A 15,203-nucleotide genomic window follows, 5' to 3' on the forward strand; every position below is an offset into this window, starting at 1 on the left:
GATCTTCATTCATGAGTGAAAAAATATATAAATGGAGCAGCCTCCTTTTTCTAAAGATAACAGAAAAGACAAGCCGATATGAATAAACATTTCTTTTATCTTATCTTACTATTTTGCATCAGCAGTTGTCAGCCGATAGCAAAGAAACTGATGAATATCGAAGGAGTGGTATCTTCGGAATACAACGGGCAAATCATATATTTGGTTCCACGCCCCCATCCCACTCCGGAAACAGTAGATTCTGCCTATATTGTAAACGGAACTTTCTCCTTTTCCATTCCGGCAGATTCCGCTATTTACGATATTGTTATCAGCAGGCGGGCAAATGCACCTATACAACGTCTGCTCGTTGTGGCAGAAGAAGGAACGCTGCATGCCAACATGGGTATGAATAGTTCCGGTATCGGCACTCCACTCAATAACCAACTGCAACACTGGAAAGAACAAATGGAATCTGCCGGTGAAAAAGCAGCCTTACTATCGCAGAAAATCAATAAAAATAAGAAAGACAGTACCATTACAGCAATCCTGAAGAAACAAAGGGATAGCATCTACGAAAGTTTTGGTGACTCTACGTTCTGTTTCATTAAACAGAATCTGAATCCGTTAGGAGGATACTTATTCATGACGCTTGAGCACATGTTCAATGAACAGCAAGCCAATGATTTAAAAAGACTTGGAATAGAAAAATGGAAACCCGAACCATGAGAAAACAAATAAACAGTATCTTTGTCTACCTATTCTTTATAGCCTGCTGGATATTCTTCTTTTACTTCTATCCATATCATCTGCATTATAAAGAACAGATAACACTATGCGTACTCCAACCGGACTTTCTACAAACGTACTTACAGAAACCGGCATTCCTGACCGAAATCTGTGGCGATTATCTTACTCAGTTTTTCCTGTGGACAGGTGGTGGAAGCAGTATATTAACCCTCACTTTTGTGTTCACCTGGCTGGGACTCCGGATAGCATTACGTAAAACCGGCATCACCAGCCATGTATCCCTCTGGGCATTACTGCCCATAGTTGCCGAATGGGCGTTATCCTGCCATTTAGAATATCCCCTTTCCATGTCACTTGGACTAATGTGCAGCGTCTGGGCATTCTCACTGTCAACATTGAGCACATCAACACATACGAGGGGAATACTCCACGTAGTTATGCTTATCATCCTCTATTGCGCCGTAGGGGCACACTTCTTTGCATATGTCATTTTAGCCACAATTTATGAGTGCAAGCACTTCAACAATTACAAGTTATCCTTCTTTCTGCTACTCATCTCCCTCCTCATACCTATCGGAGGTAGTTATTTCTATTTTTTAACTCCCCGCCAATCATACTTCTATCCATTGATAAGCGGATACATGCTGCGTCAGCCTTTTGTATTCCTCCTGACAGAAGTTTTTCTGCTACTCTCCCTCCTGCCGGTTTTTATTTCCCGGCAGTGTAAGCAATGGATTGCACTATTTACAATCCTTACCCTGGGTACAATTACCATAACCAAGGCACACAACGCCTCCGAAGAAAAAACACTCGCCTTTTCATCCGAAGCCTACTTCGGACACTGGGATAAGGTAATCCGGCTCAACAAGGATAACTCCTACCCGACCTATCTCAGTGCCTACTATACAAATCTCGCTTATGCCCGCCAAGACAAGCTCTGCGATGAATTAATGCTACATTATCAGCCAGCTTTCCATGGGCTTCTACTACAAATCAACGAATCAACAGGCTATATATACGCCATGGCAAGTCCCGATGCCCTCATGGAATGCGGTGACATGGCACAAGCCCAGCACTCTGCCATGCTTGCTATGACATTTACCCCGCATCAGCGTTCTTCACGCATGGTACGGAAACTGGCGGAAATTGCCATTATCAACGAAGATTATTCAGTTGCCCAAAAGTATCTACGCATGTTGTCCCATACTTCCTTGCACCGGAGCTGGGCAAAGGAGCGATTGGAACTTATTAAATCCGGCCAATGTGATTCCATCCCTTACTGGATTCATAAACGTCGGATGCTTCCACAACAAGATACGTTGTTCTCCGCCAATCAATGGCGTACTTCACTGGCTAATTTAATCGAAAGCAATCCTCAAAACAAAATGGCTGCCGACTACCTCTTATGCTTCCACCTATTGAATAAAGATCTGCAGCTTTTCAAGAAGGATTATGACCGTTACTATTATCCGGCATTCGGTTCGTTTCCATCCCGTCTCTATCAAGAAGCATTGATAGCATGTATGAATGAGAAAGAAAACCCGCAGGAACAACTGAAGCATTATCGCATCTCTGCTAAAGTTTACAAAGACTGTCTGCAATACCTCTCCATATACGAAGATGCCAAAGGAGACGGGCGGGCTTTGGAAAAGTTATTCGGAAAAACATATTGGTTCTATTACTATTATGCACAACTGAAACCATGAAAAGAGCTATCATCCTGTTCATTGCAACCCTGACGCTTTTCTCCTGTGGAAAACGTTTACTTCAGGATTACACCGACTGTCCCGAACAGCCGCTCCTGTTTCCTGACTATACAGATATCACCGTACCCTGCAACATCGCTCCGCTGAACTTCCAACTGGAAGGTGCGGCAAACCTCTCCGTTATTATCCAGGGAAAGAAAGAGTATCAATTCGACAGCCAGTCCTACAGGCTCCAGTTCCCCATAAAGAAATGGAAAAAGATGCTTGCGGATGAAAAAGGGGATACACTGTCTGTGTCTGTCTATGCCCATATCTCGCAACAAAAGATACATTACAAAGATTTCTACTGGTACATCTCACCCGACAGCATAGACCGATATCTCAGCTACCGCCTGATAGAGCCGGCTTATGAGATATGGAACATGCTGCAAGTTTGCGAACGTAACCTTGAGAATTTCGATACCCGCCTTCTGGCCGATAACAATATTACAGATCATAGCTGTATCAATTGCCATACATCCAACCGTGCAGCCAATCCCACTACATTTATGCATATGCGTGGCAGTAAGGGAGGTACAATTTATAGTCGTGACGGGCAATTACGGAAAATCAATACTAAAACAGATCATACAGCCGGTGCTGTCTATGGAGAGATTTCCCAGGACGGGCGTTTCGGCATATTCACCACAGCCGAAATTATCCCTATTCTGCACAGCTATCGCACCGAACGTCTGGAAGTTTTCGATAAATGTAGTGATCTTATCCTGATAGATTTTGAACAGGGAACGGTTACCGATAACCCCGGTATCAGCGGAACGGAATATCAGGAAACCTTCCCTTGTTTCTCTGCTAATAACCATACTATCTATTTCTGCCGGGCACCCTATATCCCTCAGCCGGACAGTACCCGTCATATGCGCTATGACCTCTACTCCATCTCCTTTAATCCTCAAACCGGACAATTGGGTGATAGTATTCACGAAGTCTTCCGAGCTTCATCCGAAGGGAAATCCGTAAGTTTTCCCAAATGCTCACCGGACGGCAAATACCTGCTGTTCTCCGTATCCGATTATGGTACTTTCCCCATCTGGCATCCGGAAACAGACCTTTGGATGCTGGAGCTTTCTACCGGAAAGATTGATAAAATGGAAGAAACAAACGGACGGTACTCTGATTCCTATCATTCCTGGAGCAGTAATTCCCAATGGATAGCTTTCGCCTCCAAACGAGACGACCGGGTATATGGGCGTCCTTACTTTGCCCATGTATCCCAAGATGGAAGCGTAAGTAAAGCGTTTCTTCTTCCACAAGAAAATCCGGAAGTTTATCTGAATACGTTCAAGTCTTATAATATACCAGAACTTTACAATACAGCCGAGACGTATGATGCCCATGAATTGCAAAAAGCCTATTTCGGTAAAGAAACGGAGAACCTCCGCTACAAATCAATCAAAAAATAACATATCCGTCATTCTTCTACTCAACCTTTTTTCATTTAGGTTGTTCAATGGGCATTCACCAAAACCTAACTTAATAATGAAGACAATCTTTAAAGTAATGTTTCTGTTGTGTACCATCGGCCTTGTTCCGTCTGTGGCTAAAGCACAAGAAAAAGTGATTATTGACGACGAAGCATCTAATGGCATCGTCATGGTTACCATCGACAAAGCAGGCGACGAGATCGTCCGTATCATGAACGAATCACAGTTCAGGTACATCCACGATCCACAGGCCCCCCGCTTCCTGTTGATGGATAAAAAAGGAAAATTCGCCCTTGGTATCGGAGGATATGTACGTGCCACTGCCGAGTATGACTTCGGTGGCATTGTAGATAACATGGATTTCATCCCGGCCTACATTCCGAATGCCAGTAAAGTAAAGAACCAGTTCCAGATGGATGCAAGTACTTCCACCATCTTCCTGAAACTGGTAGGACACACAAAACTACTGGGTGATTTCGTAGTGTACACTGCCGGTAACTTCCGTGGCGGAGACAAAGTATTCCAGTTGCGAAATGCGTATATGTCATTCCGCAATGTGACAGTAGGTTATACCTACGGAGGTTTCATGGATTTAGCAGCATTACCTTCTACTATCGACTTCCAAGGTCCTAACGGTGCTACTTTCTATCGCGCCACTCAACTGGCTTACACTTACAAAGGCCTGAAGAACTGGCGTTTCCATGCATCCATAGAGGTGCCCAGTGTAGATGGTACTACAAACGATCAACTCAGCGTAGCCCAACAACGTATGCCGGACTTCACCGCTTACGCCCAATATGGTTGGGGAGCCAACAGTCATCTTCGTGTAGGTGGCCTCGTTCGCAGCATGACATACACCAGTACGCTCAGCGATCATGCATCCGACGTTACCGGATGGGGTATACAGGCATCTACCTCATTCAATCTCAGTAAGAAATGGGAAATCTTCGGGCAGGCTACTTATGGAAAAGGTATCGGACAGTATCTGAATGACATAAGCAATCTGAATGTAGACATCGTTCCCAATCCCGAAAAAGAAGGAAAGATGCAGGCATTGCCTATGCTGGGCTGGTTTGCCGGGGCACAGTATAACATCTGCCCGAAAGTGTTTGTGTCCACTACTTACAGTATGTCCAGATTGTATTCGGAGAACGGTTATCCCAACGATCAACCCAGTAGTTACCGTTACGGACAATATCTCGTAACCAATGTATTCTGGAATGTTACTCCGAATATGCAAGTAGGTGCTGAATACCTTCGCGGCTGGCGTACAGATTTCAATAATTCAACGCACCATGCCAACCGGATGAATTTGTTGGTACAATATTCTTTCTAAATCAGATACATAAATCAAGGAAGCCGCCTCAAAACAATGTTTCGAGACGGCTTCTGCTATATATAAAGTAATTATGAAATCAGAATCTGTAGTTGATACTAGCGCCAAACACCTTGTTTGTACGGCTGTAGATATTTGTACCACTCAATCCGGTATTATTATAGTTCTGAGATTTTTTAGTATAATCATCATAAGTAGTCCACATGTACCCAACGTTCAGGGCAGCTCTTTCAGTTAAATTCAACTTGGCACCAAAACCCAGAGTATAAGAATCACAAGAGAAACTGGTGTCGCTCTGGTAATTGTCAGACAATCCATAGTCTGTGATCTGACCTCCACAACTCAAAGTCAGATGTTTGGTTACATCCCACTCAATACCGGCCAGATATTCGTTTGTTCCTTTTGTCAGAAACTCCTGCTTGCCACCAGCCATTCCTGCACTTTTATCATCAAAGAAGTGGTATTCTACAGATGCACGCAATACCGGAAGAAACTCATATGAAGCAGCTATAGAAAGCATGGAAGGGATATCATTCGGAGTATTCACACCATGCTTGTAATCCGCCAATTCAGTTTCAGCGGCACCAATCATGCGAAGCGAGTTCGCTTTAGTGGAATTTTCAATGTTCAGGTTAGTCATGAACTCATACTTTGCACCAATGTTCAGCTTGCCCCACTTGGCATCCAAGCCGATAACCGGAGTAAATCCCCATCCGGTCTGGTCACAATCCAAGTCTATGCCGATAAGCTCCGTACCAACAGGTATCGTTCCTCCGGCAGGAGAAGGCAAATCTACGGCAGCACTGGCTTTCAATGCACCTTGGTAACCACCCGTAAAGTAGTTCATCCGACCACCCGCAAAAGCAGAAAGCCATTCCGTTATCTTATAAGTCAAACCCAACTGTACAGAATAGATGTACTGCTTGCCATCCATGTAGCTTTTCAGCGAATAGGCATTGCTTGGAATTTTTTGGGCTCCCAATCCGCCTATCACCATAGCATCGAACATAGGAAGACCGTCGTCAAACGAAGCCTTTCCTCCGCCACCGGTAATACCGAAAAAGCCGGAGATCGTCCAGTCACCCATCTTATAAGCAGCAAACAAACTGGGGATGACAGGCGCAGATGCCTTACCCTCATAATACTTATTCAGCCCCAGACCTTCGCACGAAGCATCGATATTCCTTGTTTGGAAAGCACTCTGAATACTCAAAGACATATGAAAACCGTCATTCGGCAAAAAGGCTAAACCTGCGGGGTTGGACAACGCACCGTCTATTTCAGTGGTAGCACCGCGAGATAGCATACGAAGAAAAGCTGCATGCTGATTTGTATTCGTAAGAAGACCTCCTGCAAAAGTTGAAGTTGAAACGATTAGCATCATAAAGCTAATCAACGAAAATTTTCTCATCTAAATCTTTTTTAATTGTTATCGGGCGCAAAGTTACAATAATATTGCACATCAGAAAGTATTTTGTGCAAAAATATCAGATTGCTTCTACAATTAATTGAAAACAAAAACTGTTTCTAATGAAACGAACCTAAAAAAAAATAATAATCATTCTGCCGTTTCATCTGTATTCACCCATTGACAAATCGGATGGACTGAGCGTACGCTTAACCACTTGTCTGCTCTACTCACGGGTATATTCAGGGATAATTCTCCTTTCTTTAGGATGCATCTACCTTCAGTCCGGAAGATAATAGAGATGAGTCAGTAACCGGGTATATCATCAATGCCAATGATTCCTATCATCAATGCCATTGATTCCTATCATCATTGGCATTGATGATATACTGTCTCCCAAAGACACTATAGATGAGTTATACTCAAAGGGAATATAAGTTACCCGTTAGCGGAATGAATTAATTCCGCCAACAGGTATAAGTCATATTCCGACGTTAGAAAAGGCTATTCAACGGATAAGATCCGTAAAGCATCTTTCTTTTTGAACTTTATCAGCCGTACACATGTTATTTTTAAGTAATCAAGAACATTCTAAAAACTCCATAAACTATGGCATATACAATTGCTTTTTTCGGCAGTAAGCCCTATGACGAAGCTTCATTCAATGACAAGAACAAAGAGTATGGTTTTGAACTTCGTTATTATAAAGGTCATCTGAACAAACACAACGTGATACTGACACAAGGTGTAGACGCTGTCTGCATATTTGTAAACGACACCGCAGACGCGGAAGTACTCCGCATGATGGCTGATAATGGTGTTAAACTATTGGCACTGCGTTGTGCCGGATATAATAATGTAGACCTGAAAGCTGCCGCAGAATGTGGCATAACAGTAGTACGCGTACCTGCCTACTCTCCGTATGCCGTAGCAGAATACACCGTTGCCCTTATGCTATCGCTGAACCGGAAAATACCCCGTGCTACCTGGCGTACCCGTGACGGTAATTTCTCTCTCCACGGATTGCTCGGCTTTGACATGTATGGAAAGACAGCCGGCATTATCGGTACCGGAAAGATTGCCAAGAAACTGATTATGATTTTGCGAGGTTTCGGCATGAACATACTGGCATATGACCTATATCCTGACTATAACTTTGCCCGCGAACACCAGGTGGTATATACCACACTCGATGAACTCTATCATAGTTCGGATATCATTTCTCTGCACTGTCCGCTTACGGAACAAACCAAATACCTCATTAACGACTACTCCATCAGCAAGATGAAAGACGGCGTAATGATTATCAATACCGGACGCGGACAACTGATACATACCAATGCTTTGATAGAAGGACTGAAGAACAAGAAAATCGGTTCCGCCGGACTGGATGTATACGAAGAAGAAAGCGAATATTTCTATGAAGATCAGTCCGACCGCATCATTGATGATGATGTACTGGCACGCCTGCTCACTTTCAACAACGTGATTGTAACTTCGCACCAAGCCTTCTTCACCCGCGAAGCACTGGAGAACATTGCCACCACCACCCTGCAGAACATCAAAGACTTCAAAAGTGGAAAGGTATCGGAGAATGAAGTAAAAATTCAGAATTAGCAATAAAGATATTCAATAAATAAATGCTAACATTCGACTATAAACATTTTCATAGTCAGTTTGTTATTTATGTATATCAAACATTTAAAGAAAGGAATAAATTATGAAAAAAGTAATAGACAAAGCGGAAAGCCGTGGACGTGCTCTATATGATTGGCTCGACAGCCACCATACATTCAGTTTCGATACATATTACAATCCCCGCCGCATGAATTTCGGTGCATTGCGCGTATTGAACGACGACCGTGTAGAAGCAGGTAAAGGCTTCGGTATCCACCCACATAAAAACATGGAAATTATCTCCATCCCCCTGAAAGGAAAGCTGAAACATGGTGACAGTAATAAAAACAGCCGCACCATCACCATAGGAGACATACAAACCATGAGTGCCGGTACCGGTATTTATCACAGTGAAATGAACGGCAGCGATACCGAACCGGTAGAATTCCTGCAAATCTGGGTAATGCCGGAGAAGTTGAATACACCGCCCGCCTATCGGGATTACGACATCCGTCCGTTCTTGCGGAAGAATGAACTGGCACTGATCGTTTCGCCGGATGGCGATGCCCCTGCCAAGATGTTGCAACAAACATGGTTCTCCATCGGAGAAATAGAGGCGGGAAAGAAGATCGGCTATCACATGCACCAATCCCACGCAGGCGTGTATATCTTCGTGATTGAAGGTGAAGTGAAGGTGGATGACACTGTACTTTCACGCCGTGACGGCATGGGCGTATACGATACCCACAGCTTTGAGCTGGAAACCCTAAAAGACTCGCACATTCTGCTGATGGAAGTACCGATGTAAGTCTTTTAGATAAAAATAACAGCAAAAACCAAAGGTTTGTGTAGCGTTTTTCGTAATATTGCACTATAAATTAACCCGTGCATGAAACTTGATTACATTTACCATAGCGGCTTCGCAATTGAAGCGGACGGAGTGACGGTCATTATCGATTACTACAAAGATTCCTCTGAAACGGAATATAATAAAGGTATCGTTCATGACTATCTGTTGGGAAGACCCGGAGAACTATATGTGATCTCTTCTCATTTTCACCCTGACCACTTTAATCGCGAAGTTCTTTTATGGAAAGCCGAGCGCCCGGATATTCACTATATCTTCTCCAAGGACATCCTGAAACATCGTCGTGCCACGCGCGAGGATGCCACCTATATAAATAAAGGGGATGTGTACGAAGACCCGAATATCCGTATCGAAGCATTCGGTTCCACGGATGTAGGTATCTCTTTTCTCATTGACCTGCAAGGTGTCCGGCTCTTCCATGCCGGAGACTTGAATAACTGGCATTGGAGCGAAGAATCCACTCCGCAGGAAATCCGGAAAGCGGAAGGTGACTTCCTTGCCGAAGTGAAATGCCTTCAGCAAACCGCCCCATCGGTAGATGTAGCCATGTTTCCAGTGGACAACCGCATCGGAAAAGATTATATGAGAGGTGCGGAACAATTCGTGGAACGGATAAAAACTACTATCTTTGTACCTATGCACTTCAGCGAGGAATACAAAGGCGGAAATGCTTTCCGGGAGTTTGCCGAAAGCAAAGGTTGCCGTTTCTTGTCCATAACCCACCGGGGTGAAAGTTTTGATATTAATCAATAAAACATACGCATTATGAAAAATTTGACACACCTCCTTTTTGTACTCTTATGTATTTGCCTGCCTGTTGCAGTACATGCTCAAAAAGACAAGGACAAAGACGATGACGACAGCAAGTACCTGGCAGGAGCAGTACCCGAAGTAGATGGAAAAGTTGTATTTACCAAAGAATTCAGTATTCCTGGCATGTCTCAGGAAGAGATCTTCAACCGCATGCAGAAATGGATGGAAGCACGGCTGAAAAAGAATGAGAATAACAGCCGCGTAGTCTATACGAACCCGGAAGAAGGGCAAATAGTAGGTACGGGAGAAGAATGGATTGTATTCAGCTCAAGTGCACTCTCACTGGACCGTACAAAGATACTCTACCAACTGTCCGTGGTTTGTGCACCCGAGAAGTGTACAATGGAAGTTGAAAAGATTCGTTTCAATTACCGTGAAGGAAAAGAGAAGTATACAGCAGAGGAATGGATCGTAGACAAATATGCACTGAATAAGGCTCAAACCAAATTGGTGCGCGGACTTGCTAAATGGCGCAGAAAAACAGTCAACTTTGTAGATGACCTCGCTCTTGGAGCAGCAAAAGCCCTTAGTGCAAGTACTGCCAAGAAAGCAGCCGAAACAGAACAACCGGAAGCTAAGAAAGAGGAAAAGAGTGCTGTTAGCTCAGGTCCGATAGTGATTACTCCTAAGACAGAAGTAGAAGTAAAAACTCCGGCTGAAACAACCAAAGTAACCGTTGTACCTGCTACCCCGCTTACTCCGGCCACTCCTGTTGCTTCTGGTACAATGCCCGGCTATAAAGAAGTAGCTCCGGATCAACTGCCGACAAATGCTATCCAAATGGGTGCAGGCAAATTAGTACTTGTAATTGGTACAGATGCTTTCAATATGACCATGATGACAGCTAATGCAGGTGGTTCATTGGGAAAATCCTCAGGTAAGCCTGTTATCTTCAGTTTCCTTTCACCTGATCAACCTTACGAACAGATGGAAGCTGCTGAAACTTACACCGTTCGCTTCTATCCGGCAAACCAGACAGAACCTTCAGTTGTTCTGGAATGTAAGAAGATGCCTTCACAGGCTCCTATGGAAGGTCAGCCACGCATGTATGTAGGCGAAATTCTAAAGGCATTCGTAAAATAACAACTAATTACTTAATTACGTGGAAATAAAAGCTAAATTCGATCATTTTAATATCAACGTCACCGATCTGGAACGTAGTATTGCTTTCTATGAAAAAGCATTGGGATTGAAAGAACATCACCGTAAAGAAGCCTTGAACGGCTCTTTCACGCTGGTTTACCTGACAGACAACAGCACAGGTTTCCTTCTGGAACTGACTTGTCTGAAAGATCATCCTCAAGCCTATGAACTTGGAGAGAACGAAAGCCATTTATGCTTCCGTGTTGCCGGTGATTATGAGGCTATTCACCAATACCATAAAGAAATGGGTTGGGTATGCTTTGAAAATACAGCTATGGGATTATACTTCATCCATGATCCGGACGATTACTGGATAGAAGTACTTCCAGCAAAATAGAGTATAAAATGATAGAGTGATAAGGTGATAGGGTGATAAAGTGATGAGCATACATTCCCCTATCATCTTATCACCTTATCACTTTCTATTTATGACGATTCGCCCTTTTCTTCCGTATATCCGCCTTCATCTTGGCAGCACCGGAACCATGTTTCCCGGTAATATACGATTTCTTCTTGGCTTTAGTCTTTACCTTTCCATCTTCCTTGGGCTTGTCTTTTTTTCCTTTAAAGACGATACCGCCCATTATTGCATCTTCTATACTCATATTCGGTTTCTATTACTATATATATTTATAAGCCGACACAAAGATAGTTTTTTCTACCAATAGACTGCATTTTTCGTATCTTTGCGGACAACTTTTAGAGATTGAATAGAATGAACACTACGCTGCTTACTGCTGATAAAGACCCGATGGGTGCTGCTATTGCCGATTATTATAAACGACACAAGGCCGAACGGCTACGGGTTTTCTCCTCACAGTTCGATGAGGATGAAATTCCGGTAAAGGAACTTTTTCGTACGGAAAAGCAGATGCCTCTTCTGGAACGTACCGCCCTGCAACTGGCTACGGGAAAGATTCTGGATGTGGGAGCCGGAAGCGGTTGCCACAGCCTTACCTTGCAGGAAGCAGGCAAAGAGGTACATGCCATTGATATTTCGCCGCTTTCAGTAGAAGTTATGCAACAACGCGGCGTACGGCATGCCACATTGCTCAATCTGTTCGATGAGCATTTCCGTGAGACATACGACACGATATTAATGTTGATGAACGGTTCGGGAATCATCGGCAAACTGGAAAATCTGCCTGCCTTCTTCAAAAGGATGAAGCAATTGCTACAACCCGGTGGCTGTATCTTTATGGATTCCAGTGATCTGCGCTATCTGTTTGAGGAAGAAGACGGAAGTTTTGTGATCGACCTGGCAGGTGACTATTATGGAGAAGTAGACTTCCAGATGCAATATAAGGATATCTTGGGAGAGTCATTCGACTGGCTTTACATTGATTTCCAGACACTCAGTCTTTATGCAGCCGAAAATGGTTTCCAAGCGGAGTTGATAAAAGAAGGAAAGCACTACAATTATTTAGCCAAGTTGACCTTAAAATAAGGTCAACCCGGACTTTCTGGTTATTATTTCTTTAACAGCATTTCGTCAATCTTCTTCGTTAATGCAGCAAATTCCTTCTCATTGTACAGGCGGGTCAGCATTACGATGCGTCCGTCTTTATCAATCAGTACATTGCGGGTAATTCCGGCATTGCGAAGCGCATATTTGGCAAAAATATCTGCACCTGGATCTAAGCCCAAGGGATAAGTAATGCCAGTCGACTTACCGAATGCAATCACTTTGTCCAACGGTTCATCACGGTCTATACCGATAAGGGCAAATGCAGAATTATCTTTGTGTTTCAACCAGATATCCTTTTCTATAAAAGGCATTTCTTTGCGGCATACGCCACACCAACTGGCAGTGAATTGTAACATCACCACTTTTCCACGGAGTTCGGAAAGGGTAACTTTCTTACCATCTGTCAGGGTAATGGTAAAGTTGGGAGCCATCTCCCCTACTCTTACAATGTAACCGGTGCTATCGGCAGCTACTTCCTGCGCTTTGCCCGATAAACCACAAAGGACAAACAGGATAAACATCAAACTCTTTACTACTTTCATCAATCTTATACTTTTAAGTTATTCTTAAAACGGGAACAATAACGGAAGCATAAAGATCATCACAATTCCCATAATTATCTGTAAAGGCAAACCAACTTTAACATAATCCATGAATGTATAACGTCCCGCAGGCATCACCAACGCGTTGGGCGGAGTAGAAAACGGAGAAGCAAAACACATGCTGGCTGCCACGGTTACGGCAAACAGGAATGGATATGGACTCAAATCCAACTGTATGGCGGCCTGGAGGGCAATCGGAGCCAAAAGTACCGCCGTAGCCGTATTACTAATAAACATAGTCATCAGCGAAGTGGTGAAATAGATACCCGCCAACAATATATAAGGTCCGTAACTACCTAATCCGTTGACTAATGATTGAGATACCAAATTGGATGCTCCGGTCTTTTCCAATGCCAGTGACATGGGCATCATTGCGGCAATCAATACGATACTTTCCCAATTAATGGTTTTATATGCTGCTTCTACATTCCGGAAGCAGCCGGTGAGCACCATCAGCAGACCTGCAATCATTACTGCCGTTACCGGAGCAATAGGGATGAAGTCGAACATCATCATTACCACCATTCCCAACATGATTATGGCAGCAACAGGTGCTTTATGATTCAATGTTACTTTAGCAGCCTCAGCAAGCGGTTGTCCAAGTACTACCCAATCGGAGGGATCTTCACTCAAACGCGCTATATTCTCCCATGTTCCCTGCACCAACAGCACATCTCCCGAATGCATCTTTTCATCTTTTAGATTCTTCAGAATATACTGGCGCTTGCGTTGGATACCCAAGATATTCACACCATATTTTTCCCTGAAACCTGAATCTTTTACCGGCTTATTTACCAGATTGGAGGCAGGCATCAATACTATTTCAGCAATACCGATTTCTGTAAATTCCAGTTCTTCACTTTTTGCTTCTACCGTACCTTCCGCTGCATGGGTATCCAACAACTTTAATGTATTTTCTTCGGCAAAATGTTCTACATTCGTAAAATCACCCAATACATACAGAATATCATTCTCTTGAATAACTGTATCAGCAGCAGCCATTTCCTGGCTCATCGTCTTAAAAAAGTGACGACGAGAAGAGGATGACTGACGCCGAACTTCCATTATACCTACATTATAGCGTTGTGGAATACTTAATTCCTGTATGGTCTTTCCAGTTAAAGGCGATTTACTTTCGACCTGCACCCGACACAAATTCTGAAATAGTTGGTACTCTCCCGCCAGTTCTTTCAGCGATTTGTTCTTTTTACCCTTACGATCCTTGTCACCTTTCTTAGTCAGGAAAATTTTACTCAATGGAATTAAGATTATCAATCCGACAGCCACACAAACCAATCCTACAGGAGTAAACGAAAAAAATGTAAGAGGTGTATATCCTGCAGAGGTCAATGCTTCTTGAATTACAAGGTTCGGCGGTGTACCGATAAGCGTCATCATACCTCCCATGCTACTGGCAAACGCAAGCGGCATCAACAGTCGGCTGACATTGATCTGCGTCCCCATAGCCATACTGACTACAATGGGAAGCATCAAAGCTACTGTTCCGGTATTGCTGACAAAAGCACCGATAAAGGCAGTCACCAATACAATAAGAACGAAAAGTTTCAACTCACTGTCACCAGCCAACTTCAGGATACGACTACTTATCATCTTTGCCAATCCCGTCTGAAAGATAGCACCGCCCACAACGAACAATCCTATCATCATTATAACAACGGAGTTAGAGAAGCCTGTCAATGCTTCTTCCGGGGTCAGGATACCGAATATAATTAGTAACACCAGAGCACAAAGCGCAACTAAATCCGAACGCACTTTGCCACTCATAAAGAATATCGCAGATAGGAATAAAATAATGAGAGTAATATACATAAAGATATAAAATTTATCAGTTATTAAACAATTCAACAGTGATTTTTGTTCTAAGGCGTTGCAAATATCACAAAAATCAGCACGATGGACAATAGGGTAAATCCTTTTTGAACTAAATAAGCGACAAATATCTCACTAAATTATAAATAAAGTATAGATTATTAGCATTATATTTATAACTTTGAATCCGGAAATGATAGTA

Annotated in this window: 14 protein-coding genes; 10 read left to right on the plus strand and 4 right to left on the minus strand. The window is 43.2% G+C overall.

The window, feature by feature from the left end; translation table 11 throughout:
* Positions 1–78: 78 nt before the first annotated feature.
* From BACINT_RS16805 to BACINT_RS16820, 4 genes are all read left to right on the plus strand, one after another.
* Positions 79–708, plus strand: coding sequence for a DUF4369 domain-containing protein (locus BACINT_RS16805; protein ID WP_007665200.1), 630 nt, complete (start codon positions 79–81; stop codon positions 706–708).
* Entirely contained in the window at positions 705–2,435 is a 1,731-nt protein-coding gene (locus tag BACINT_RS16810) for a DUF6057 family protein (RefSeq protein ID WP_007665201.1), read from the plus strand. Before BACINT_RS16805 ends, BACINT_RS16810 begins: the two co-directional genes overlap by 4 nt.
* Complete coding sequence (locus BACINT_RS16815; RefSeq protein ID WP_007665202.1) at positions 2,432–3,895, plus strand: TolB family protein; 1,464 nt, start codon at positions 2,432–2,434, stop codon at positions 3,893–3,895. Before BACINT_RS16810 ends, BACINT_RS16815 begins: the two co-directional genes overlap by 4 nt.
* 76 nt (positions 3,896–3,971) lie before the next feature.
* Positions 3,972–5,252 carry a DcaP family trimeric outer membrane transporter gene (locus BACINT_RS16820; protein WP_007665203.1) on the plus strand — a complete coding sequence of 427 codons (1,281 nt, stop codon included), beginning with the start codon at positions 3,972–3,974 and terminating at the stop codon, positions 5,250–5,252.
* 79 nt (positions 5,253–5,331) lie between these two features.
* Here BACINT_RS16820 and BACINT_RS16825 read toward each other — a convergent pair whose 3' ends face one another.
* Positions 5,332–6,663, minus strand: coding sequence for an OmpP1/FadL family transporter (locus BACINT_RS16825; RefSeq protein ID WP_007665204.1), 1,332 nt, complete (start codon positions 6,661–6,663; stop codon positions 5,332–5,334).
* A 606-nt stretch (positions 6,664–7,269) separates the two neighbouring features.
* Between BACINT_RS16825 and BACINT_RS16830 the strand changes: the two genes are divergently transcribed.
* The 5 genes from BACINT_RS16830 to BACINT_RS16850 all read left to right on the plus strand — a co-directional run bounded on the left by BACINT_RS16830 (position 7,270) and on the right by BACINT_RS16850 (position 11,438).
* Positions 7,270–8,277: a 2-hydroxyacid dehydrogenase gene (locus tag BACINT_RS16830; RefSeq protein ID WP_007665205.1), complete on the plus strand. Its 1,008-nt coding sequence runs from the start codon at positions 7,270–7,272 to the stop codon at positions 8,275–8,277.
* Between the two features lie 103 nt (positions 8,278–8,380).
* Positions 8,381–9,085, plus strand: coding sequence for a pirin family protein (locus BACINT_RS16835; RefSeq protein WP_007665206.1), 705 nt, complete (start codon positions 8,381–8,383; stop codon positions 9,083–9,085).
* Between the two features lie 81 nt (positions 9,086–9,166).
* Positions 9,167–9,898, plus strand: a complete 732-nt coding sequence (locus BACINT_RS16840) for an MBL fold metallo-hydrolase (RefSeq protein ID WP_007665207.1) — start codon at positions 9,167–9,169, stop codon at positions 9,896–9,898.
* 12 nt (positions 9,899–9,910) lie between these two features.
* Complete coding sequence (locus tag BACINT_RS16845) at positions 9,911–11,041, plus strand: DUF4468 domain-containing protein (protein ID WP_007665208.1); 1,131 nt, start codon at positions 9,911–9,913, stop codon at positions 11,039–11,041.
* 19 nt (positions 11,042–11,060) lie between these two features.
* Positions 11,061–11,438, plus strand: coding sequence for a VOC family protein (locus tag BACINT_RS16850; protein ID WP_007665209.1), 378 nt, complete (start codon positions 11,061–11,063; stop codon positions 11,436–11,438).
* 85 nt (positions 11,439–11,523) lie between these two features.
* Here the strand turns inward: BACINT_RS16850 and BACINT_RS16855 are convergent, their stop codons facing one another.
* Entirely contained in the window at positions 11,524–11,706 is a 183-nt protein-coding gene (locus tag BACINT_RS16855) for a hypothetical protein (protein ID WP_044155084.1), read from the minus strand.
* A 110-nt stretch (positions 11,707–11,816) separates the two neighbouring features.
* Between BACINT_RS16855 and BACINT_RS16860 the strand changes: the two genes are divergently transcribed.
* The gene (locus BACINT_RS16860; RefSeq protein WP_007665211.1) at positions 11,817–12,548 is read left to right on the plus strand and encodes a class I SAM-dependent methyltransferase; all 732 of its coding nucleotides are present in this window, start codon (positions 11,817–11,819) and stop codon (positions 12,546–12,548) included.
* 23 nt (positions 12,549–12,571) lie between these two features.
* Here BACINT_RS16860 and BACINT_RS16865 read toward each other — a convergent pair whose 3' ends face one another.
* Positions 12,572–13,111: a TlpA family protein disulfide reductase gene (locus BACINT_RS16865; RefSeq protein WP_007665213.1), complete on the minus strand. Its 540-nt coding sequence runs from the start codon at positions 13,109–13,111 to the stop codon at positions 12,572–12,574.
* Positions 13,112–13,135: 24 nt separating this feature from the next.
* Complete coding sequence (locus BACINT_RS16870) at positions 13,136–15,001, minus strand: SLC13 family permease (RefSeq protein ID WP_007665215.1); 1,866 nt, start codon at positions 14,999–15,001, stop codon at positions 13,136–13,138.
* Positions 15,002–15,203: the final 202 nt, after the last annotated feature.

It is taken from the genome of Bacteroides intestinalis DSM 17393 (assembly GCF_000172175.1).
Lineage (GTDB): Bacteria > Bacteroidota > Bacteroidia > Bacteroidales > Bacteroidaceae > Bacteroides > Bacteroides intestinalis.